Below are 20,214 nucleotides of genomic sequence, written 5' to 3' on the forward strand. Positions count from 1 at the left end.
GTCCGACATAGGGCGCAAGTCGACGATGCGCGGGCTGCGTGCGGGCGGCGCACCTCAACGATGCGCGGGCTGCGTGCGGGGCGCCGCACCTCGACGATGCGGGCGGCGCACGTCGACGATGCGCGGGCTGCGTGCGGGCGGCGCGCATCGATGTTGGGGCCGGCGACGTCGAGAGATCAGCCCCGCAGGTTGTCGCGGAGCGTCGGTCCCGCGTACTCGGTGCGAAACACACCGCGACGCTGCAGTTCGGGCACGACGCCGTTCACGAACTCTTCGAACGACGAGTGGTACAGCGCCGGCATGATGATGAACCCGTCGGCGGCCTCGCCGCGGAACAGGTGCTCGAGCTCGTCGGCGACGCTCGCCGGCGAGCCCACGATCTGAGGATGCAGCTGATTCAGCGCCTGCTCGATCGCGAGGTCGGCGACGGTGTAGCCGCGCTGCGCGCTCACCGCGGCGAGCATGTCCTCGAACGCGACGCTCCCCGTCGCACCCCGGTGCGCCTCGAGTGTCGTGACGGCGGATGCGGCGGGGTCGAGCGACTCGGCATGCAGCAGCCGAGCGAGCTTGACCAGGGCGTCGTCGAGCGAGATCTGCGCGCGCAGCTGCTCCAGCCGCGACTGCGCATCGGCGTCCGTCCGCCCGAGCACCGGCTGCAGACCCTGCAGGACACGGATGCTGTCCGGATCCCTGCCGTGATCTCGCTCGGCGCGCCCGCGCAGCTCTTGGCGGAAGGCCCGCATCTGGTCTTCGGAGTCTCCGATCGCGAAGACCACCTCCGCCCATCGCGCCGCGAAATCGCGTCCGCGCGGCGAAGCTCCCGCCTGCATGAGCACGGGGTGCCTCTGCGGACTCGCCGGCACCGTTAGGGGTCCGCGCGCCAGGTCGGCGTTGCGCGCCGGCACTCGGTGCACGCGGTCCGGATCCGCGAACCGGCGCGCTTCGCGGTCGAGCACGAGTGCGTCCGCATCCCAGCTCTTCCACAGATCCACGACCGTCTCCGCGACCCGGTCGGCTTTGTCGTACCGAGCGGCCGACCCCGCGATGCTCTCACGCCCGTGATTGCGGGCCTCGGCGTTCGTCGTGGAGGTCACGATGTTCCACGCGACGCGTCCACCCGACAGCTGGTCGACGGTCAGGAGCTGCCGCGCGATCGTGTACGGCGGCGCGAAGCTCGTGGACACGGTCGCGCCGAGCCCGATCCGGCTCGTCACTCCCGCGACGAGCGAGATGAGCGAGATCGGATCGAGGTAGATGCTGCCCTTCCCGCCGGTCGCCAGGGTCGTGTCGACCGTGCCGTCCGCGGCTTCGGGCACCGCCAGTGCGTCGGCGAAGAAGATCATGTCGAACCGGCCGCGCTCCAGCATCCGCCCCAGGTCAGCGAAGAATTCGCCGCGCAGCCAGTCGGCCCGCCCGAGCGGGTTGCGCCAGTTCTCGGCATACTGGCTCGTCGGCGGATTCACCATCGCGACGAGGTGCATCTGCCTCGCCACGTCAGCTCGCCGCGAGAGTCGGACTGTTGATCGAGATCGTGACGTGGGTCGTCACGTGCTGCACGGTTCGTCCCACCGCGATCCAGGCGTTCGCGACGGTCGTCAGCACGTCGGCGAGGTCGCCGTCCAGGCGCGTCGCGTAGTGGTCCGAACCCGCGTACACGCCGATCTCCTTCGCGTGCTCGATCGCGTCGTAGATCGCCGTCATGTGATCGCCGTCGGCACCGCCGTCGAGCAGGGGATACAGCGACCAGTGGGCGCGTGCACGGATGCCGGTGGCCGCGAGCTGCACCGGTTCGGCGCCGATCGCATCCACCCCCGCGGGAAGCTCGCACTGCAGTTCGCCGGGGCAGCCTCGGGAGAGCAGGATCGCCGCGGACACGTGCGCTCCGCCGGAGGACGCGGAGGCGATGACGTCGCGCAGATAGCGCAGCACGTCGTTCTCGGCGCCGCCCACGAAGGTGGAGATGTCGGTCGTGTCGACGGTCACGGCGCTCGCGTCGGCGGTCGCGAGCGCACCCAGGATGATGTCGACGTAGGCGGAGTCGTAGACCGAGAGGGTGAAGCGCGCGCCCACCCCGTACTCGGTCGGAGTGAGCGCGTTCTGATGTATCACGGGGGGCATGACGCACCACGATAGCCCTTCTGCGGATCTCGGCTACGCTCGTCGGTACACGGGAGCTCGGTAGACCGGGCTGAGAGGAAGGTCCCAACCTTCGACCGTCGAACCTGATCTGGATAATGCCAGCGCAGGGAGGCATCTCTTCTTCACCCGTGCCCGATCAGAGGGGCACACCCATGCGAAAACTCCACGCCCTCGCGGCATCCATCTCCATCGTCGCGCTCGGTCTCACCGGCTGCGCAGCCGGGTCGGCGGACTCGCCCGACGACCTCGAGAAGGTCACGTTCGCCCTGGACTGGGCGCCGAACACCAACCACATCGGCGTGTACGTCGCCGATGCGCTCGGATACTTCGACGAGGCGGGGATCGACGTCGAGATCCTGCCGTACGCCTCGACCTCGGTGCCCGAGCTGGTCTCTGCCGGGTCGGCGGACTTCGGGCTGGCCGGTCAAGCGGGCGTGCAGCTGGCTCGCACGGCGGGTCGAGACGTCGTATCGGTCTTCCAGGTGACGCAGTCCGATACGGGCCAACTGGTGCTCCTCGGCGACCGCGACGACATCGAGCGCCCCGCGGACCTCGACGGCGGGGTCTTCGGCGGCTTCGGCTCGCCGCTCTACGGCGCGCTCGCGCGTGCCGTGATCCAGGGCGACGGCGGCGACGGCGACTTCGAAGAGGTCGTGCTCGACACCGGCGCCTATGAGGCGCTGAGTCAGCAGCGCATCGACTTCACGCTCTCGGTCTCGACGTGGCAGGACATCCAGGCCGACATCGACGGTCACCCCTACCGCGCGTTCCGCTACCAGGACTACGGCGTGCCCGACCTGCAGTCGACGGGGATCGTCTCGAGCGACGCCTACCTGGAGGTGAACCCCGAGACGGCTCGGGCGTTCGTCTCAGCCGTGCAGCGCGGTTACGCGTATGCCGCCGCCGAGCCCGAGAACGCGGCTCGCATCCTCATCGAGGCCAATTCCGACACGTTGGGCGCCGCGGAAGAGCTCGTGACGCGCAGCGCGACCCTGCTCGCGGAGGAGTACTTCGTCGCCGACGGCGTCGCGATCGGCGAGGCCGTGCCCCAGAAGTGGGAGGACTTCGGCGCGTTCCTCATCGCCCACGGTGTGCTGACGGATGCCGCGGGGGCGGTCGTGACCGAGGCGCCCGACTGGTCGGAGTACTACTCGACCGACTACCTCGAGTGAGCAGGATGCGCGGCACCGTCGGCGTCGTCCTGCCCCCGATCGCCGCCGCACTGACGATCCTCGTTCTGTGGGAGGTCGTGGCGAACGCGGGCCTCGTCGCGGCCGGCGTCCTGCCCTCGCCGACCCGGATCCTCGAGCAGGGGTTCGGCGAGCGGGAGGTGCTGCTGCGCCACACGATCCCCACGCTCACCGCGACCGCACTGGGCTTCACGCTGTCGATCGCGGTCGCATTCCTCACCGCGACCGCGCTCGACTTCTTCGCGCTCGGACGGCGGGCGGTGATGCCGCTGCTCATCGTGAGCCAGACCCTGCCGCTCATCGCGCTCGCGCCGCTGGTCGTGCTGTGGTTCGGGTTCGGTCTGCTGCCGAAGGTGCTGCTCGTCGCGTTCGTCACGTTCTTCCCGATGGTGGTGGGACTCATGCGCGGCTTCGCCTCCGCCGATCCCGACGCCGAGCACCTGCTGCGCTCGATGGGGGCGGGCACACGCACCGTGTTCCGCATGGTCCGGCTGCCCACGGCGATGCCGTCGTTCTTCTCCTCGCTGCGCATCTCGATCACCTACGCCGTCGTGGGCGCGATCTTCGCGGAGTACGCCGGCGCCGTCTCGGGCCTGGGCGTCTACATGCAGAGCGCGAAGAACGTGTTCCGAACGGATCTGGTGCTCGCGGCCGTCGCGGTCAGCTCGGTGCTGACACTCCTTCTCTACGGGCTCGTCGGTCTGGTGGAACGCCTCGTACTGCCCTGGCTGCGCGTCGAGAAGGGTGCACTGCGATGAACGTCGGCGGCCTGGAACTCACCGGCATCCGCAAAGGCTTCGACGGGATGCCGGTGCTCGATGACCTCACTCTGTCGGTCGCGCCCGGTGAGATCGTGAGCCTGATCGGCCCGAGCGGCAGCGGCAAGTCGACGCTCCTCTCGCTGCTCACGGGTGAGCTCGTCGCCGATGCCGGCCGGATCCTCTTCGACGGCGCCCCCGTGCCGGAACGAGAGCGGCCCTTCGCGTTCATGCCGCAGCGAGACGTGCTGCTGCCGTGGCGTCGCGCTCTCGACAACGCCGCGATCGGGCTCGAGGTCGCGGGCGTGCCACGGCGTGAAGCGCGGCGCCGCGCCGGCGAGCTGTTCGACGCCTTCGGGCTGTCCGGCAGTGAGCGGCGCTACCCGCGCCAGCTGTCCGGAGGGATGCGGCAGCGGGTGTCGCTAGCTCGCACGGTCGTGCAGGGCAAGCCGCTGCTCCTGCTCGACGAGCCGTTCGGTGCGCTCGACGCGATCACCCGCGACGAGATGCAGGAGTGGCTGCTGACCGTCTGGGCGCAGCACCGGTGGAGCGTGCTGCTCGTGACGCATGACATCCGCGAGGCGGTCCGGCTGTCGGACCGCGTCTACGTCATCTCGCGCCGTCCCGCCCGGATCATCGGTGAGGCCGTGGTGTCGAGGGACATCCCGCGGGGGGAGGGGTTCGTGACGGATCCGCGAGTGCCCGCCCTGGAAGAGCGGCTGCGCGACCTGCTGCGTGCCGGCTAGACGCGCGCGGATGGCCCCGCCGAGGACTCGCCGATCGGCGCATCAGGTCGCCGTCAGGCGACGGCCCGGTGCAGCGCGGCGCGGACGGCCGCGATCGCGGGCGAGGTCTCGCTGCCGGCGCGCACCGAGCTCTCGATCATCCGGCTCCGTCCCGTGTCGTGCAGGCGGATGCCGCCGGCCCGGGCGGCCACGAGATCGGGCAGGAACCCCGCAGCGAGCCCGCGATCGATGAGCTGCGCGTGCAGCAGGACATCCGCCGTCTCGAAGGCGACGCGCGGCTCGAAGCCCGCGCCGCGGCACATCGCGTCCGACCAGGCCCGCGCGTTCGTGCCGACGTGCTCCATGATCCACGGGGCATCCGCCAGATCGGACAGGGCCTCGCCCGACCAGGAGTCCGGCACCGCGAGGCGCAGCGTATCCCGCGCGAGTTCGTCGGTGAGAACGCCCGCGCGAGGTGTCGCCGGCTCGCCCGGATAGCGCTCCGACAGGACGACGTCGAACTCGCGCGCGACCAGGCCGGGGATCGCGGCCGGGGCGTCGATGTGCGAGAAGCGCACATCGAGACTCGGATGCTGCGCCGTGAGCGCGGCCAGCGCGCGGGGCACGATCGTGTGCGCGGCCGTCTGGAAGGTCGCGATGCGTACGGTTCCCATGACGGCGCCGCGACTCGCCGCAACTCCCGCTTCGGCACGCTCGAGCTCGCGCAGGACCGCTTCGGCGTGACCCACGAGCACATCGGCGGTCGCCGTGAGCCGCACGCCGCGTCCCACCGGCTCCAGCAGAGGCACGCCGACTTCGCGCTCGAGCACGGCGAGCTGGTGGGAGATCGCCGACGGGCTGTAGCCGAGTGCGGCCCCCACGGAGGCAAGCGTCCCGCGCAGCCGGAGCTCGCGGAGCAGTCTCAGCCGGTGCACGTCGTACATGGCTTCCTCTCATGAAGAGAACTCATCAGTACCGATGAGAAGCATGCTATCGATTCGTCGGTACGGACGCGGGATGCTGGCATCCACCGACCCGGGAGACGCACATGACCGACACGACTCACGCCCCCGCTTCTGTCGCGATCGATGGACAGCACCTGTGGGACCGCCTCATGGAGCTCGCGCGCATCGGCGCCTATCAGGACGACGCGACAGGACTCGTCGGTGTCGACCGACAGTCGCTCACCGACGAGGATGCCGCCGGTCGGCGCCTTCTCGTGGAATGGATGCGGGAGGCCGGTCTCGACGTCACGATCGACGAGATGGGCAACATCTTCGGTCGTCGAGAGGGGACCGAGCCCGGCCTCGCGCCGGTCATCGCCGGATCTCACATCGACAGCGTCGGAACGGCGGGCGCCTTCGACGGATGCCTCGGCGTGCTGGGCGCGCTCGAGACGGTGCGCGCTCTCGATGAGCAGGCGATCCGCACGCGCCGCCCCATCGTCGTCGCCGCATGGACCGAGGAGGAAGGTGTGCGGTTCGGCACCGACATGCTGGGGTCCGCCGTCGCGGCGGGCCGCATCCGGCTGGAGGACGCGTACGCGCTGACGGATGCGCGCGGCCTCCGCTTCGGAGACGAGCTCGCGCGCATCGGCTTCCGCGGTCAGCGCTCCGTGCGCATCGAGCCTGTGCACGCCTACGTCGAATGCCACATCGAGCAGGGGCCCGTTCTGCTGCGCGAAGGCGTCCCGATCGGCGTCGTGACCGGTGTGCAGGCCATCTCGTGGCAGCGGATCACCGTGCACGGCCGCGCCGCGCACGCCGGCACGACGCCGACCGAGCTGCGCGCCGACGCCGGACTTGCCGCGGCCCAGATCGTCGTGAAGGTCCGCGAGATGGTGGACTCGGGCGTCTATGGCCGGCTGCGCGGCACCGTCGGGCTCATCTCGACGTCGCCCGGACTGCCGAGCGTCGTCCCCGACCGCGCCGAACTGACGGTGGACCTGCGAAATCCGGACGATGCGCACCTGGCCGCCGCCGAACGCGATTTCGCGGCGTACCTCGAGACGCTTCCCGGCACGCAGCCCGGCCTGCGCGTCGAGTCCGCCCGCATGGCGAGGACGACGAGCGTGCCGTTCGACACGGGCATCCAGGAGACGATCGCTCAGGTCGCGACAGACCTCGGGTACGACACGATGCCGCTCATGTCCGGCGCCGGACACGACGCGCAGGAGATGGCGGTGATCGCCCCGACCGCGATGGTCTTCGTGCGCGGCCAGTACGACGGCATCAGCCACAATCCGCGCGAGTACTCGACGCCCGAGGACTGCGCAGCGGGCATCGCGGTGCTCGCCGACACGGTGCGTAGGCTCGCGTCATGAGCGTCGACGCCTACCTGAACCCTGCCGCCCGTCGCTGGCGGACCGACCGCTCGCCCGATGCCCTCGGCTTCCACGCCTCGCTCCCGGGATACGCCCCGACGAGGCTCGTCGAGCTTCCCGGGATCGCCCGTGAGCTCGGCGTCGCGCGCGTGTTCGTGAAGGAGGAGGCTTCGCGGCTCAGGCTTCCCGCGTTCAAGATCCTGGGGGCGTCGTACGCCGTGTCGCGCGCGCTCACGGAACGTGTCGGGGGCAGCGGGGCCCTCCCGGTCGATGAGCTTCGGGAACGGCTGCGGACCACGGGGCCCGTCCGGCTCGTCGCGGCGACCGACGGCAACCACGGCCGTGCCGTCGCCCACATGGCGCGGCTGCTCGGCATCCCCGCCCGTATCTATACGCCGGCCGACATCACGCCCGAAGCGAAGGCCGGGATCGAATCCGAAGGGGCGAACCGCATCGAGGTGGATGCGCCGTACGACGACGTCGTCGCCGAAGCCGCGGAATCCGCGGGCGATGCCGACGTGCTCATCCAGGACACGTCCTGGGAGGGTTACGAGCGCATCCCGCAGTGGATCGTCGAGGGCTACACGACGCTCGTCGTGGAGGCCGATCAGCAGCTGTCCGAAGTCGGTGCACGCGCGGAGGTCGTCGTCGTGCCGGTCGGCGTCGGCTCGCTCGCCGAAGCCGTCGTGCGGCACTATCGCTCGGGCGGCACGGCGCCCACCGTGCTCAGCGTCGAGCCCACGGCGGCGCCGACGCTGCGGGAGTCGCTGCGCGCGGGCAGGCCCGTCACGGTCGAGGCGTCGTCGACCATCATGGCGGGCCTCAACTGCGGCACTCCCACCGCCGGCGGCTGGCCCACACTGCACCGCGGCATCGATGCGGCGGTGACGGTGACGGATGCCGCGACCGCACGCGCCGTGCACGATCTCGAAGCCCTCGGCGTCGATGCCGGACCCTGCGGGGCGGCGACGCTCGCCGGCATCCGCTCTCTCGCCGAGGTCGCACCGCTCGCCCCCGAGGCGACCGTGCTGCTGCTCAGCACCGAGAGCCGCGCCGCCAACCCGCTCCCGACGGACCTGTCGTGAGCGATGTCGTCGATCTCCTGAAGGAGCTCATCGCGATCGACTCGGTCAATCCCGAGCTCGTGGCCGGGGGAGCGGGCGAGGCCGAGATCGCCGCGTTCGCCCACGCGTGGCTCGACGCCCGCGGGTTCACCTGCCGGCTCGTCGAGCGTGCGCCGGGGCGCACCTCGGTCCTCGCCGTCTCACCCGGATCGGGCGGCGGGCGCAGCATCATGCTCAACGGGCACATCGACACGGTCGCCCTCAGCAGCTACGACGGTGAGGGGCTGCGTCCCGTCGTGCGCGACGGGAGCCTGTTCGGTCGCGGTTCGTACGACATGAAATCCGGCGTCGCCGCGATCATGGTGGCTGCCGCGACGGTCGCCGCGGAGCCCCACGCGGGCGACATCGTCGTTGCACTCGTCGCCGACGAGGAATGGGCCAGCGCCGGCACGGAGGACGTGCTGCGCCACGTCGTGACCGACACGGCCGTCGTCGTCGAGCCCAGTGGGCTCGACCTCGTCATCGCGCACCGGGGATTCGTGTGGGCCGAGGTGACGGTCCACGGCCGCGCGGCGCACGGGTCCCGCCCGGACCTCGGAATCGACGCGATCGCGAAGGCGGGGCGCTTCCTCGTCGAGCTGGACGAACTCGGTGCGCGGCTCGCGGCGGGGGTGCGGCATCCGCTGCTCGCGACCGGAAGCGTGCACGCGTCGACGATCGAGGGCGGCACGGAGGCATCGTCGTACCCGGATCGCTGCCGGATCGTCCTCGAGCGCCGCACGGTGCCGGGCGAGGACGTCGCGTTCGTGGAGGACGAGCTGCGCGGCATCCTCGACCGGATCGCGAGTGCCGATGCCGACTTCTCCTACGACCTCGCGATCACGGGGGATCGTCCGCCGTTCGCAGCGGACGAGGGGTCGCAGATCGCCGCGGCGCTCGCCGCATCGTTCGCGGAGGTGACCGGGATGCCGCCCCGCACCCGGGGTGAGCCCTTCTGGACCGATTGCGCGCTGCTGAGCGAGGCGGGGATCGACACCGTGCTGTTCGGGGTCGACGGCGGCGGCGCGCACGCGGCGACCGAATGGGTCACGATCTCATCGCTGGACACCGTGGTCCGCACGCTCGAGCTCGGGATCCGCGCGATCGTCGGCTGAGGTCACGCGGCCCCCTTCCCCGCGCCCTCTTCTCCTGTCGACTTGCGCCTTGTGCATCGCGCTGTCGGCGTGTCGCGCGCACAAGGCGCAAGTCGACAGGGGATGGACGGGTGCGAGCAGGTGCGGGGGTCAGACGCCCACGCGCTCGAACGCGTCGAGACTGATGCCGTCGTCGAGGACGACCTTCGCCCACTCGCGCGCGGAGTGCAGCGAGTGGTCGCGGTAGTTGCCGCATTCGATCGCCGAGACGGCCGGCACGTCGGCCTCGACGGCCTCGTCGGCGATGAAGCGCAGCGCTTCGGTCAGGGCGCCGACGACGTCGGCGACGGGCGGCTCGCCCCACATCAGCAAGTGGAAGCCCGTGCGGCACCCGAACGGCGAGATGTCGATGACGCCGTCGATGCGGTCGCGCAGCAGCCCCGCGAGCATGTGCTCGAGAGTATGGATGCCGGCGGTCGGGATCTCGCCGGCATTGGGCTGCACGAACCGCACGTCGAAATTCGTGATCGTCCCGCCCGACGGGCCGTGCTCGACACCGATCCGCCGCACGTACGGCGCCTTCACGGCGGTGTGGTCCAGGGTGAAGCTCTCGATCTCGGCCATCAGGTCCTCCTTGCGGATGCGCTCGGTCCATCCCATCAGATCCTCTCCGATCCCGGTGGCTCGAGAGGCGGTGTGGGCGAAAGTCCCCACGGCGGTCAAGGGCGCCGCGTGCCAGGATGGGGGCGGGTCCGCCCGACGAGAAGACAGGAGCGACGATGACCGTGCCCGGATATCCGACCGAGGAGCCGACGCGCTCCGGTTCCGCTTCATCGCTTCTCCGCGCCGCGATCTGGGTCGCCATCGGTGCGCTCATCGCCGCCGCGATCGTGTGCGTCGTATGGATCTTCCTCGGCGAGCAGAACGGCATCGTGGGGCGCGCCTTCCTCACGATCCTGTTGCTCGTCGCCTTCGCCGGCGTCGCGATCCTCGACGCCCACCTGGCGGAGCGGCGCCCCGCGTGGTTCGCCCTGTCGAGCATGATCGGCTGGGTCGCGCTGCTCCTGGTGGGCGCGGTCATGGTCTGGATGCCCGAACGCTACGAGTACTCGGGGATCAGCCGGTTCGTGCAGTTCCTCGTCATCGTGCTCATCGTGCAACTCGCGCTGCTGCACATCCGCCTCTATATGAAGGCATCGCGGCGCTTCGTGACCGGCTTCACGCAGGTCGTCACGGTCGTCACGATCTCGCTCGTCGTCGGACTCGCGGCGCTGCTGTCCGTGCCGCTCGTGCTGTGGGAGTACGTGACGTTCACCGACCTGTACTGGCGCGTCATCGTGGCGGTCGCGATCCTCGCGGCCGTCGGCACGGCCCTCGTGCCGCTGGTCAACGTGCTCTTCGCGCCCAAGAAGGCGCCCGCGTACGACGGCTACAGCGCTCCCGCCCACCACGCGCAGCAGGTCCCGCCGGCCGTGCCCGCGCCCGTGCTCGCGCCCGCGCCCGCGCCCGTCGAGCAGCAGCACCCGCAGCAGTTGCCCTGGCCGACCTTCGTCGACGGTGTCACGCCGCTGCCGGTCATGCCCGACGGCCAGCCCGACTGGGGCGCCTACTACTCGGGCTATCCCTCGCCCGGCGCGCAGATCGTGGGTCACCCCGCGCCGGCGCCCGAGCCGGTGGCCCCGCACGCTCCGCAGACCCCGCCCCCCGGCTACGAGGGCTTCCCGCCGCCCCCGCCGCTGCCTCCGCGCGGCTGAGGCCGGCGGCATCCGTCCTCAGCGCGCGAGCAGCTCCAGGGCTGCCATCGCGGCGTTGTGGCCCGCGATGCCGCTCACGGCGCCGCCGCGTCGCGCACCCGATCCGCACAGCAGCACGGCGGGGTGAGGCGTCGCGACGCCCCAGCGCTGCGCGGGCGTGTCGAGGGGCTCGTCGTCGGCCGCCCAGGGCCAGGACAGCGAACCGTGGAAGATGTCCCCGCCCGTCATGCCGAGAGCGTCCTCGAGATCTGTCGTGGTCTTCGCCTCGACGCACGGCGTGCCGTCGGGCGCCTCGTAGACGAGGTCGGAGATCGGCTCCGCCAGCACGGAGTCCAGCGAGCGCGTCGCGGCGTCGAGAAGCTCGGCGCGCGCCGTGTCGCGATCGCCGCCCTCGATGATGCGGTGCGGCACCTGCAAGCCGAACAGCGTCAGGGTGTGCGCCCCCGATGCGCGCAGCTCGGGCCCGAGGATGCTCGGATCCGTGAGCGAGTGGCAGTAGATCTCGGCGGGGAGAGGATGGGGGATGCTGCCGCCGAGCGCCGCCGTGTGCGCGGCGTCGAGCTGACTCATCGTCTCGTTGATGTGGAAGGTGCCCGCGAACGCGGCTTCGGTCGAGACGTGCTCATCGCGCAGCCGCGGCAGGCGACGCAGCAGCATGTTGACCTTGATCTGGGCGCCCTCGGGCTGCTCCCGTGAGACGGGGAGGAACCGGTCGACGCCGCTCGCGTCGAGCAGGCCCTCGAGGACGGCGGGTCCGACGCCGCTCAGCACGAGACGGCCGCGCAGCGTCTGGCGGGATCCGCGCACGTCGACCTCGACCACGCCGTCGGGCGACACCGAGACGACCTCCGCGTTCGTGCGGATGTCGGCCCCCGCATTGCGCGCGGCGCGTTCGAGCTCGGCGCTGACGCGGCCCATCCCGCCGACCGGGACGTCCCAATCGCCCGTGCCGCCGCCGATCACGTGGTACAGGAAGCACCGGTTCTGACGCAGGCTCGCGTCGTCGGCGCTCGCGAACGTGCCGATCAGACCGTCGGTGAGGGCGATGCCGCGCACGAGGTCGGTCTCGAGCGAGTCCCGCAGCAGCGTGCCGAGCGGCGTGTCGACGAGCGCCGCCCACAGGTCGTCGTCGCCGACCAGCCGTCGCGTGTCGGCGCGACGGGCCAGGGGCTTCAACACCGTCGGGAACAAACGCCGGGCGACCGGCCCGATGCGGTTCGTCAGCGAGCCGTAGCGCTCGGCTTCGACGGCGTCGCCGGTGGCGCGCAGGAAGGATGCCACGGTCGCGCCGACGTCGGCGTTGTCGATCAGGATGCCGCGCGCGGGGTCGTCGGGCACGGGCGTGTACGACGAATAGCGACGTCGGCGCAGTTCGATCGAGAGGCCGAGGTCGTCGATGATGCGGGGCGGCAGCAGGCTCACGAGGTACGAGTAGCGGGACAGGCGCGCGTCGACGCCCTCCCATGGACGCTCCGAGACGGCAGCGCCGCCGACACCGTCGAGGCGTTCGAGCACGACGACGCTGCGACCCGCCTTCCCGAGGTAGGCGGCGGCGACGAGGGCGTTGTGGCCTCCGCCGACGATCACGACGTCGTGGGTGGAGGAGTGGACTGCATCGGCCATCCCTCCACGCTATCGGCCCGTCCGCGCCGGGTACCGTGGAGGGATGCCCTCGGTCATCGAACTCCAGGACCTCGCCGTCGCGATCGCGCAGGAAGCGGGGGAGCTCGCTCGACTGCGCCGAGCGGAGGGCGTCGCGATCGCCGCGACGAAGTCGGCGCTCGCCGACATCGTCACCCACGCCGACCACGAGGTCGAAGCGCTCATCCGCCGCCGCCTCTCGGAGGCCCGTCCCGATGACGGCTTCCTCGGGGAGGAATCCGGCGTCGAAGCCGGGACTTCGGGAGTCACGTGGATCGTCGACCCGATCGACGGCACGGTCAACTACGCGTACGGCGTGCCCACCTACGCCGTCAGCATCGCCGCTGTCGCGGGTGAGCCCGACCCCGCCACATGGGACGCCCTCGCCGGCGTCGTCTACAACCCGCCCAGTCACGAGCTCTTCCGAGCCGCGCGCGGTGAGGGGGCCTGGCTCGACGGGCTCCGGCTCGCTGTGGTCAGCGAGCCGCCGACGGCGGGCGCCCTGCTCGCGACCGGCTTCGGATACAACGCCGAGACGCACGTCGGAGACCTCGCGCGCGTCGAGCGCGTCATGCCGATCGCACGCGATCTGCGCCGTGCGGGTGCCGCGGCGCTCGACTTCGCCTACGTCGCGGCGGGCCGCTACGACGGCTATTTCGAGCGGGGTCTGTCGCCGTGGGACCACGCCGCGGGCGCGCTGCTCGTGCGCGAGGCGGGCGGACTCGTCGGCGGCTACGACGACGTCGACCCGTTCGGTCGGCACCTGTTCGTCGCCGCTGGACCCGCGCTGTTCGAACCGCTCCTCGAGCGCGCCCGTGGGTGATCGCTCGACACCCGGCATCCCGTTCATGGCATTCCCAGGCACCCCGGGGTAGTGTTTACCCGATCGTTACCTTCGCGCGTTCGCGTGTGGGGGTGCATGAAGCCCGTTCCGCCGCCTTTCCCCCGAGGCGACACGATCTGAAAGCCCCCGACCCTCTTGCAGCCCGACACGCCCCTGGCTCCGCCTGTGCCCACGCGCCGGTCGAACCGCTCCCCGTCGATGCCCGAATCGTCGACGAAGCCGACGACAGACGACCGTGACGAAGCGCAGCGACGATCCGTGGCAGCCGCGCGGACCGCGCTGGTCTGGGGTGCGGCGACCGTGACGACGGATGCCGCGACCGCCGGAACCGACATCGTTCCCGCGCCGGTGCTTTCAGGCGACGTCGTCGCCGTCGACCAGCCCGCCGCCCGCTCCCGCCGCGCGCTGCGTGCGGCTCGCACCGCTGTCGCGCCCGAAGTCTTCGAGCTCATCGAACCGCCCATCGTGGACGAAGCCGAGCCCGTCGAAGAGCCCGTCGTCGACGAGCCCGTGCGATCCGAATCCGTCGACGAGTTCGAAGCCGCAGCCCGGCTCTTCTCGTTCACGGACGAGACCCCGGTGATGTCTGCCCCGGAGCCTGCTGACACCGAAGCGGAGCCCGTCGCCGCGCACGTCGCGCCCCGCGGCGCCCGTCGTGGCCGCGCCGCCTTCTCGCGGGTCGCCGCCACCTCGTTCTCGTTCGGCGTCATGGGCGTGGTCGGACTGCTCACGGTCGGCCTCACGACACCCGCCGAGGCCGTCATCGCGGCGGGTGGCAGCAGCGCCGCCGCCATGTCGGTGCGGGCTCCGGTCGAACCCGCTGAGGACGAGACCATCAGCGAGATCCAGGCCTATGTCGCCCCGTCGAGCGTGCAGAACGCCGATGTGACGCGCGATGAGAGCTACTCGACGATCACGATGGCCGAGCTCGCTTACCAGTCGGGCATCACCAACATCTCGGACTTCTTCGTCAACGACGCCAACGCCGCCATCCAGTGGCCCTTCGCCGTCGGTGTGCCGATCAGCTACGGCTACGGAATGCGTTCGGGCAGGATGCACCAGGGTGTGGACTTCACCCCCGGTGCCGGTGCGCCGATCCAGGCGATCACCGACGGCACGGTGCGCGTCGCGACGAACAACGGCGGCGCCTATGGTGTGCACGTCATCATCGACCACGAGATCGACGGTCAGATGATCTCGAGCCACTACGCCCACATGATCCTCGACTCGATCCAGGTGGTTCCCGGCCAGAAGATCGAGGTCGGAACGGTGATCGGGCGCACCGGCAACACCGGCCGCTCCTTCGGCGCGCACTTGCACTTCGAGCTGCTGCTCAACGGCACGACGCACATCGATCCGCTGCCCTGGCTGCGTGAGCACGCGGGAGGCTGATCTGGATTCAGACGGATGCCGCGGCTCTGGTATTCTCGTCTAGTTGCCCGGCGACGGGTGGCACGCCCCGATAGCTCAGTGGCAGAGCACTTCCATGGTAAGGAAGGGGTCGTCAGTTCAATCCTGACTCGGGGCTCGTAGCATCCATGCTTTCGGATGCTTCGCGGCGGGGTAGCTCAGTTGGTGAGAGCGCACGACTCATAATCGTGAGGTCGCGGGTTCGAACCCCGCTCCCGCTACAGATCAAAACCCCGGATCAACCGGGGTTTTTCTGCATCTGAGCGGAGCGATTTCCCGTCCGATTTTCGCGATTTGCCCATAATTTGCCCACATTTGCCCACGGCGATGTGGGCAAACGGAGGTTCGTTCACGTCGTTTCGTGGGGTCTCGGAGCGGATGCCAACGCTGGAAAATCGGAGTCGCTGCACGCTGGCGTTGTACTGGCTGAGGCGCTCGAACCAGGGAGACTCCGACGCGCGGCCGGGACCGTCGGAGTGGACGGCTCTCGGCGCCCCTGGGTGCTCGCGGACGCGGCGATCCCTCGTCCCTCGAGGTGCGGCTCAGCAACCTTGGTTTACATGGCCAGGCGACAGTGCGGCCCGCTAGGATCTCGACCATGATGCGGTACGGGGGAGCGCTGTTCTTCGCGGTCGTCTTGATGCTCACTGGGTGCTCGCAGGCGGAAACGTCCGCGGGGAGCGAGCCTCTACTCTCCGAACCTCCGACTGAAGAGACGCTCTTCCTCCGAGGAGTGATCCTTGTCCCCGGCGGGGGGCCTAACCAAGCTCCGAGCGTTTGTGTCGCTGATAAAGGGTTCTCAGATTTCTCCGGTGGAACCCAGATCAGCGTTCTGGATGCTGAAGGAAACATAGTTGCGGTCAGTGAATTGGTCGACGGGTACAGCACCATAGGAGGCGGCTACCGCAGTGGCTGCGCATTCAAGTTCGAGATTGGCAACATCCCGGCCGGTAGAGGGTTCTATTCACTCGATGTGGGTAACGCGTTCCGCGGGATCTACACAGTGCCTGAAGGCGAAACTGGAAAATACATCTCAATCGAAATGGGATAACACTGGCCCCGCACCACACTGAAACACGATGGCGGTCGCCTACTGTAATGTATCCATCGCTCCGCCCGTGGAGGTGTCGAGCTACGTGCAGGTCTACGGACAGCTAGATCCCGGGGCCGTACGGGTCCGTGGTCGGCCCGGTTCGGGGAGTCGCTGGGTGAATCCATCGAGCGTCGCGGAAATGCCGTTCCGCTGCGATCTCGAGGGCGTCTGAGACGGTGTCGAGGTCGTCGTCGAAGAGATCGGCGTACACGTCGAGGGTCATTGCTGCGGAGGCATGTCCCAGCATCCGTTGGATGGCTTTGACGTTCGCGCCTGCGGAGACGGACAGGCTCGCGGCGGTGTGGCGCAGGTCGTGAGGGGTGACGACCGGGAACGTGGGATCCGCTTCGATGGTGCGCGCGAGGGCGGGGTTGAACACGCGTCGTCGGAAGTTGTTGTTCCGCAGTGGCGCTCCCAGCCATGACGTGAAGACGAGCTGGTCGGGTTGTTTGCCGGCGGCGCGGGTCGCGAGCGACGCGGAGAGAAACTTCGGATACTTCACGACGCGGGGCTGATCGTTCTTTGGGCTGCCCCAGACGAGGGTGCCGCCCACTTCGCTGACGCTTTCGACGACGGTGATCCGCCGATGGGCGAGGTCAAGGTTCCGTACGCGGAGGCCGGCAAGTTCGCCCCAGCGGAGGCCTGTGTAGGAGAGCACGATGAGCAGGTCGCCCCAGGGGCCGGCTTCGGCGGCGAGCTGGTGCACTTGCTGGTGGCTGAGGTATCCGCGTTGGGTCTTCTTGATGCGGGGGAGGTTGACGTCGTCGGCGGGGTTGCGGACGATGCGCCGGTCGCGGACCGCGAAGCGCAACATGCTCCGCAGGACCTGGTAGACCTGCCGCACGGAGGAGGGGGCGAGTGTCCGGGTGAGTTCTCCGACCCAGCGTTGGATATCCGCGTGGGAGATGTCGCCGATCTGACTGTCGCCCCAGCGTGGCAGGATGTGCTTGCTCAACGAGTACTGGTATCCCGATTTCGTGGTGGGTTTCAGATTGATGAGGGAGTCCAGCCAGACCTCGGACCAGTCGCGGACGAGGATGCGTGAGTCACGGTTCGCGATGTAGTCGCCGGTGCTCTTGCGCGTCTCGACGGATGCGAGGAACTCGACGGCTTCGCGTTTGGTGGCGAAGCCGCGCTTGTCGGTCTGCTTGCCCTCGGGAGTGCGGTACCGGACACGGTAGCGCTTGCCGCTCGCAGATGAGTAGCTGTTGACGCTACCCATCCGCCTGTCGGCCGGTGAAGTACGTGAGTCCTTCGAGGTATCCCTTGTCGCGGGTGCGTTTGACCCAGTCGCCGGCGGTGCGGTGGGGGATGCCGAGCTCGATCGTCATGAGCTGCAGGGGCGGTTGGCCGGAGAGGGCTGCGGCGCCGTAGAGGAGTTGCACGACGAGGAGGCGTTCTTCGCTCCACCCGCGTCGGGTGACTTCGGTGGCCATCCAGGCCGGGATGATCTTCCCCTCCGTGCGGGTGAGATCCGCAAGGGTCAGCCATCGTGCTGCCGGGTCCCCGAGATCGTCGAGGGTGAGAGCGATGCAGCGCGGAGTCGCGGCTTGCAGGATCTGCTGCACGACGAGCTGCCGGAGGTTCCCGGGGGTGAGCTCGCGTTCGGGGTCTACCGCGCGGGTGATGACGGCGCGGATGATGTACCGGCCCTGGGTGCGGGAGTAGACCGCTTCGATGGTGGTTTCGATGCCGCCGGGGTCATCCAGGGTGGTGGCGACGAATCCTGGCGCTATGCGCAACGCGGCCCCGACGACCACGGTCGCTTCCTGTTGGGCCATGGGTTGCCCGTCGAGAGTCTTCACGTCGACCTTCACCTCCTCATCATGTCTTACCGCGTTGCCGTTCCACGTAACCTCTTGACTAGTGTCTAGTTAAGATAGACACTCATGTCAATCATCAGTTGAGATACGTAGATCGGGGTTTGAGATGAGTACTGGCAGTTCGGTGGAGTTCGTGGCAGATCTGGACTCCAAGTGGCTGACCGCGGACGAGCTCGCCGCGGCTCTTCCCGGGATTACGCTGGGCAGGCTCTCGCAGTGGCGCAAAGACGGCCGCGGGCCGAACTTCCACAAGTTCGGTCGCACCGTCCTCTACTGCAGAGAGGAGGTCGATGAGTGGATCGCGGCCACCGTCCGACACTCCACCAGCGACCGCGGCCGGCGCCGGCCATGATCAACCACCCCACCGCAGCCCCACCCCACGTCGACGAGACCCACACAGGTTCGCCGGCACAGGTCGTGGTGACGGTGTACTCGGCAGGTCCCGGGTGTCGGCAGTGCGCGTTCACGTGCCGGCGGCTTGCGGAGCGGCATGTTCCGTTCGTCCTCGTCGACCTCTCGGACGAGTCCACCCCGGCGGCGCTGCGGGAGTACGTGACCGAGGAGCTCGGGTACTTCCAGGCGCCGGTCGTGGTGGTCGGGGATCACCCGCAGCATCACTGGAGCGGGTTCCGCCCCGATCTGATCGATGCTCTCGCCGGCTGGGCGGGCTCACCCATCATCCCGCACGCGCTTAGCGGAAGGACGTTGTCATGACGGAAGAACAAGCAGGTCAGGTCCTCACGCGGGTGGGGGCGTTGATGGTGATGTACGAAGCGGACATGCAGGCATTCGATCCCGACTTCGACCTCCCGTCCGAGATCGACTGGTGCCTGGAAAGCCTCACAGGCGAAGACCCGGCCGAACTCGCCCGGCTGCGGGAACTGTGCGGGCGGGCGATCCTCGACCCCACCGGACACCGCCGCCCCTTCTGCGCCGCGCTCTACATCCTCGACACGGCCGGCTGAGAACGGTGAGCGGGGAAACGGTGGCTCCGGACGAACGCGCGCCGCAGGACGCCGACGCCAGGGAGCGTGCTCTGGCCGCGAAACGCGCGTACAACGTCGCACACAAAGAGCAGCGGCGGAGGTGGGATGCGGCCAATCGGGAGAAGCTGAACGCGCAGCAGGCTGCTCGGATGCGTCGCAAGCGCGCAGCAGAAGCGAAGCACCAGGCTGACCTGGAACGCGGCCGCCGGTACCGAGAGGACAACCGAGATCGCGAACGGGAGCGTCTGCGTCGATTCCGTGAGGAACACCCCGACCGGGTGCGGGAGTACCAGGCCCGGTACAAACAGCGACACCCGGAACGGGTCGCCCTGCAGGGCAGAGAGGCGACTATGCGGTACCGGGACGCCGGCGGGGAAGCGTTCCGGGAGCGAGAGCGGCGGGCCGCGGCACGCCGCCTCGCCGCCAACCCGAACATGCACCGCGACTACTACCAGCGCAACCTCGAACACCAGCGCGAGCGTAGCCGGAACGCCGCGCGTCTGCGCAGCCGGCTGAAAGCACTCGGCCTCCCACCCCGGCACGTGCGACGCACCTACGCCAGCGACAAGCGCGCCAACGATCGTGCGGCAGACGAATTCTTCTCCCGCACCACCGCCACCAACCCCGACCTCGCGGCACGGCTGACCGCCGAGTCCCCAGAACAGGCCGCGGGGACTCGGTGGCGTGCATGGCGGAACCTGAAGGAACGTCCCGATGAGCCCACTCCGCGCAAGCTTCTCGAGCAATTCCACCGGATGTCCGCCGCCCACCGGCTTCGCGCCCACATGGACGACGAACTCCAAGCGGCGATCGCGCAGGTCGAGGCGGTCCGCGGTGCGCAGATCCGCGAAGAGGTACGCCTTGATGCCATCGCCCGAAACGGACGCCGAGGCCCCCCGATCGACATCCCCACAGAAACCGCCCGGCGTGTCCGGCTCGCCGCCGCTGGTGTCATTCATCGCCATCACCGGGCAGACGCACGTGCGGCTCGCCAGGCTCTCGTCGACGCGATGAGCGCCGTGCAGCGGGCCGAGTGGTGGCACACCGCTACCCGGCACGACATCACCGAACTCTGGCACCTCGCTCACACCCTCGGCGCCGGCAACCCCGCCGAACGTGCCCACCTTGCAGAACTCCTCCGCCGCGGCAGCCACCAACAGTACGGCCTTCCAATCCGACACATCATCGCAGGACGCGCCCCCGTCCGCCCCGGCGGGCCCGTCACCCGCGCATGGGCTGACCGCTCAAGTCCGTTCCCGACCACGGCCGCCGCCCCGCGGGCTATTGGCGAGCGCAGTAGGTGAGGCGGGAGCGTCCTCCAAACGAGTGCG

At 69.5% G+C, this 20,214-nt stretch carries 21 protein-coding genes, 2 tRNA genes and 1 riboswitch; of the genes, 16 read left to right on the top strand and 7 right to left on the bottom strand.

Annotated features, from left to right (window positions below; all coding sequences use genetic code 11):
• Nucleotides 1-176 precede the first annotated feature (176 nt).
• Together ACFC3F_RS00190 and ACFC3F_RS00195 are read right to left on the bottom strand one after the other, a co-directional pair.
• Nucleotides 177-1,493, bottom strand: a complete 1,317-nt coding sequence (locus ACFC3F_RS00190) for an NtaA/DmoA family FMN-dependent monooxygenase (protein WP_376125052.1) — start codon at nt 1,491-1,493, stop codon at nt 177-179.
• Between the two features lies 1 nt (nt 1,494).
• Nucleotides 1,495-2,118, bottom strand: a complete 624-nt coding sequence (locus ACFC3F_RS00195) for a YkoF family thiamine/hydroxymethylpyrimidine-binding protein (protein ID WP_376125055.1) — start codon at nt 2,116-2,118, stop codon at nt 1,495-1,497.
• A gap of 39 nt (nt 2,119-2,157) precedes the next feature.
• Nucleotides 2,158-2,267, top strand: a riboswitch (TPP riboswitch).
• A gap of 24 nt (nt 2,268-2,291) precedes the next feature.
• On the opposite strand from ACFC3F_RS00195, the gene ACFC3F_RS00200 reads away from it, so the two are divergent.
• From ACFC3F_RS00200 to ACFC3F_RS00210, 3 genes are read left to right on the top strand one after another with little or no spacing between them, the layout of a single operon-like run.
• Nucleotides 2,292-3,311, top strand: coding sequence for an ABC transporter substrate-binding protein (locus tag ACFC3F_RS00200; RefSeq protein WP_376125058.1), 1,020 nt, complete (start codon nt 2,292-2,294; stop codon nt 3,309-3,311).
• Between the two features lie 5 nt (nt 3,312-3,316).
• Complete coding sequence (locus ACFC3F_RS00205) at nt 3,317-4,087, top strand: ABC transporter permease (protein WP_376125059.1); 771 nt, start codon at nt 3,317-3,319, stop codon at nt 4,085-4,087.
• The gene (locus ACFC3F_RS00210) at nt 4,084-4,833 is read left to right on the top strand and encodes an ABC transporter ATP-binding protein (protein ID WP_376125062.1); all 750 of its coding nucleotides are present in this window, start codon (nt 4,084-4,086) and stop codon (nt 4,831-4,833) included. The genes ACFC3F_RS00205 and ACFC3F_RS00210 overlap by 4 nt, the downstream gene beginning before the upstream one ends.
• A gap of 53 nt (nt 4,834-4,886) precedes the next feature.
• Here the strand turns inward: ACFC3F_RS00210 and ACFC3F_RS00215 are convergent, their stop codons facing one another.
• Entirely contained in the window at nt 4,887-5,756 is an 870-nt protein-coding gene (locus ACFC3F_RS00215) for a LysR family transcriptional regulator (RefSeq protein ID WP_376125065.1), read from the bottom strand.
• Between the two features lie 104 nt (nt 5,757-5,860).
• Between ACFC3F_RS00215 and ACFC3F_RS00220 the strand changes: the two genes are divergently transcribed.
• Genes ACFC3F_RS00220 through ACFC3F_RS00230 form a run of 3 tightly spaced genes read left to right on the top strand, consistent with a single transcriptional unit; the run spans nt 5,861 to nt 9,353 of the window.
• The gene (locus ACFC3F_RS00220; RefSeq protein ID WP_376125067.1) at nt 5,861-7,135 is read left to right on the top strand and encodes a M20 family metallo-hydrolase; all 1,275 of its coding nucleotides are present in this window, start codon (nt 5,861-5,863) and stop codon (nt 7,133-7,135) included.
• Nucleotides 7,132-8,220 carry a pyridoxal-phosphate dependent enzyme gene (locus ACFC3F_RS00225; RefSeq protein WP_376125070.1) on the top strand — a complete coding sequence of 363 codons (1,089 nt, stop codon included), beginning with the start codon at nt 7,132-7,134 and terminating at the stop codon, nt 8,218-8,220. Before ACFC3F_RS00220 ends, ACFC3F_RS00225 begins: the two co-directional genes overlap by 4 nt.
• On the top strand, nt 8,217-9,353 hold the full coding sequence (locus tag ACFC3F_RS00230) for an ArgE/DapE family deacylase (RefSeq protein WP_376125072.1): 1,137 nt from the start codon (nt 8,217-8,219) through the stop codon (nt 9,351-9,353). The genes ACFC3F_RS00225 and ACFC3F_RS00230 overlap by 4 nt, the downstream gene beginning before the upstream one ends.
• Before the next feature lie 129 nt (nt 9,354-9,482).
• Here the strand turns inward: ACFC3F_RS00230 and ACFC3F_RS00235 are convergent, their stop codons facing one another.
• Nucleotides 9,483-9,992 (bottom strand): S-ribosylhomocysteine lyase, encoded by a 510-nt coding sequence (locus tag ACFC3F_RS00235; RefSeq protein ID WP_376125074.1) that lies wholly within the window; start codon nt 9,990-9,992, stop codon nt 9,483-9,485.
• Between the two features lie 119 nt (nt 9,993-10,111).
• On the opposite strand from ACFC3F_RS00235, the gene ACFC3F_RS00240 reads away from it, so the two are divergent.
• Nucleotides 10,112-11,086, top strand: a complete 975-nt coding sequence (locus ACFC3F_RS00240; RefSeq protein ID WP_376125077.1) for a hypothetical protein — start codon at nt 10,112-10,114, stop codon at nt 11,084-11,086.
• Between the two features lie 18 nt (nt 11,087-11,104).
• Here ACFC3F_RS00240 and ACFC3F_RS00245 read toward each other — a convergent pair whose 3' ends face one another.
• Nucleotides 11,105-12,709 (bottom strand): phytoene desaturase family protein, encoded by a 1,605-nt coding sequence (locus ACFC3F_RS00245; RefSeq protein WP_376125080.1) that lies wholly within the window; start codon nt 12,707-12,709, stop codon nt 11,105-11,107.
• 43 nt (nt 12,710-12,752) lie between these two features.
• On the opposite strand from ACFC3F_RS00245, the gene ACFC3F_RS00250 reads away from it, so the two are divergent.
• From ACFC3F_RS00250 to ACFC3F_RS00270, 5 genes are all read left to right on the top strand, one after another.
• Nucleotides 12,753-13,550 (top strand): inositol monophosphatase family protein, encoded by a 798-nt coding sequence (locus ACFC3F_RS00250; protein WP_376125083.1) that lies wholly within the window; start codon nt 12,753-12,755, stop codon nt 13,548-13,550.
• Between the two features lie 279 nt (nt 13,551-13,829).
• Nucleotides 13,830-14,963, top strand: a complete 1,134-nt coding sequence (locus tag ACFC3F_RS00255) for a peptidoglycan DD-metalloendopeptidase family protein (RefSeq protein WP_376125084.1) — start codon at nt 13,830-13,832, stop codon at nt 14,961-14,963.
• 64 nt (nt 14,964-15,027) lie between these two features.
• Nucleotides 15,028-15,099, top strand: a tRNA-Thr gene (locus tag ACFC3F_RS00260).
• A 29-nt stretch (nt 15,100-15,128) separates the two neighbouring features.
• Nucleotides 15,129-15,202: transfer RNA gene (locus ACFC3F_RS00265), tRNA-Met, on the top strand.
• A 377-nt stretch (nt 15,203-15,579) separates the two neighbouring features.
• Nucleotides 15,580-16,032, top strand: coding sequence for a hypothetical protein (locus tag ACFC3F_RS00270; protein WP_376125087.1), 453 nt, complete (start codon nt 15,580-15,582; stop codon nt 16,030-16,032).
• Nucleotides 16,033-16,135: 103 nt separating this feature from the next.
• On the opposite strand, the gene ACFC3F_RS00275 is transcribed toward ACFC3F_RS00270, so the two are convergent.
• Nucleotides 16,136-17,296, bottom strand: a complete 1,161-nt coding sequence (locus tag ACFC3F_RS00275; RefSeq protein ID WP_376125089.1) for a tyrosine-type recombinase/integrase — start codon at nt 17,294-17,296, stop codon at nt 16,136-16,138.
• Nucleotides 17,289-17,891: a hypothetical protein gene (locus ACFC3F_RS00280; protein WP_376125091.1), complete on the bottom strand. Its 603-nt coding sequence runs from the start codon at nt 17,889-17,891 to the stop codon at nt 17,289-17,291. The genes ACFC3F_RS00275 and ACFC3F_RS00280 overlap by 8 nt, the downstream gene beginning before the upstream one ends.
• Nucleotides 17,892-18,003: 112 nt before the next feature.
• Here ACFC3F_RS00280 and ACFC3F_RS00285 point away from each other — a divergent pair, with 112 nt between their 5' ends.
• Genes ACFC3F_RS00285 through ACFC3F_RS00300 form a run of 4 tightly spaced genes read left to right on the top strand, consistent with a single transcriptional unit; the run spans nt 18,004 to nt 20,187 of the window.
• Nucleotides 18,004-18,249 (top strand): helix-turn-helix transcriptional regulator, encoded by a 246-nt coding sequence (locus ACFC3F_RS00285; RefSeq protein WP_376125094.1) that lies wholly within the window; start codon nt 18,004-18,006, stop codon nt 18,247-18,249.
• Nucleotides 18,246-18,611, top strand: coding sequence for a glutaredoxin family protein (locus ACFC3F_RS00290; protein ID WP_376125097.1), 366 nt, complete (start codon nt 18,246-18,248; stop codon nt 18,609-18,611). The genes ACFC3F_RS00285 and ACFC3F_RS00290 overlap by 4 nt, the downstream gene beginning before the upstream one ends.
• Entirely contained in the window at nt 18,608-18,862 is a 255-nt protein-coding gene (locus ACFC3F_RS00295) for a hypothetical protein (protein WP_376125100.1), read from the top strand. Before ACFC3F_RS00290 ends, ACFC3F_RS00295 begins: the two co-directional genes overlap by 4 nt.
• Before the next feature lie 20 nt (nt 18,863-18,882).
• Entirely contained in the window at nt 18,883-20,187 is a 1,305-nt protein-coding gene (locus ACFC3F_RS00300) for a hypothetical protein (RefSeq protein WP_376125103.1), read from the top strand.
• The last annotated feature ends 27 nt before the right edge of the window (nt 20,188-20,214 follow it).

Origin of the sequence: Microbacterium sp. NPDC055910, assembly GCF_042271185.1 — a bacterium.
Lineage (GTDB): Bacteria > Actinomycetota > Actinomycetes > Actinomycetales > Microbacteriaceae > Microbacterium.

What these genes read in the sequence shown, in the direction of transcription:
- ACFC3F_RS00210 (WP_376125062.1), top strand. Translation starts at nt 4,084, where the DNA reads ATGAACGTCGGCGGCCTGGAACTCACCGGCATCCGCAAAGGCTTCGAC.
- ACFC3F_RS00270 (WP_376125087.1), top strand. Translation starts at nt 15,580, where the DNA reads ATGATGCGGTACGGGGGAGCGCTGTTCTTCGCGGTCGTCTTGATGCTC.
- ACFC3F_RS00250 (WP_376125083.1), top strand. Translation starts at nt 12,753, where the DNA reads ATGCCCTCGGTCATCGAACTCCAGGACCTCGCCGTCGCGATCGCGCAG.
- ACFC3F_RS00295 (WP_376125100.1), top strand. Translation starts at nt 18,608, where the DNA reads ATGACGGAAGAACAAGCAGGTCAGGTCCTCACGCGGGTGGGGGCGTTG.
- ACFC3F_RS00275 (WP_376125089.1), bottom strand. Translation starts at nt 17,296, where the DNA reads ATGGGTAGCGTCAACAGCTACTCATCTGCGAGCGGCAAGCGCTACCGT.
- ACFC3F_RS00245 (WP_376125080.1), bottom strand. Translation starts at nt 12,709, where the DNA reads ATGGCCGATGCAGTCCACTCCTCCACCCACGACGTCGTGATCGTCGGC.
- ACFC3F_RS00200 (WP_376125058.1), top strand. Translation starts at nt 2,292, where the DNA reads ATGCGAAAACTCCACGCCCTCGCGGCATCCATCTCCATCGTCGCGCTC.
- ACFC3F_RS00195 (WP_376125055.1), bottom strand. Translation starts at nt 2,118, where the DNA reads ATGCCCCCCGTGATACATCAGAACGCGCTCACTCCGACCGAGTACGGG.
- ACFC3F_RS00235 (WP_376125074.1), bottom strand. Translation starts at nt 9,992, where the DNA reads ATGGGATGGACCGAGCGCATCCGCAAGGAGGACCTGATGGCCGAGATC.
- ACFC3F_RS00220 (WP_376125067.1), top strand. Translation starts at nt 5,861, where the DNA reads ATGACCGACACGACTCACGCCCCCGCTTCTGTCGCGATCGATGGACAG.
- ACFC3F_RS00205 (WP_376125059.1), top strand. Translation starts at nt 3,317, where the DNA reads ATGCGCGGCACCGTCGGCGTCGTCCTGCCCCCGATCGCCGCCGCACTG.
- ACFC3F_RS00240 (WP_376125077.1), top strand. Translation starts at nt 10,112, where the DNA reads ATGACCGTGCCCGGATATCCGACCGAGGAGCCGACGCGCTCCGGTTCC.
- ACFC3F_RS00290 (WP_376125097.1), top strand. Translation starts at nt 18,246, where the DNA reads ATGATCAACCACCCCACCGCAGCCCCACCCCACGTCGACGAGACCCAC.
- ACFC3F_RS00215 (WP_376125065.1), bottom strand. Translation starts at nt 5,756, where the DNA reads ATGTACGACGTGCACCGGCTGAGACTGCTCCGCGAGCTCCGGCTGCGC.
- ACFC3F_RS00285 (WP_376125094.1), top strand. Translation starts at nt 18,004, where the DNA reads ATGAGTACTGGCAGTTCGGTGGAGTTCGTGGCAGATCTGGACTCCAAG.
- ACFC3F_RS00225 (WP_376125070.1), top strand. Translation starts at nt 7,132, where the DNA reads ATGAGCGTCGACGCCTACCTGAACCCTGCCGCCCGTCGCTGGCGGACC.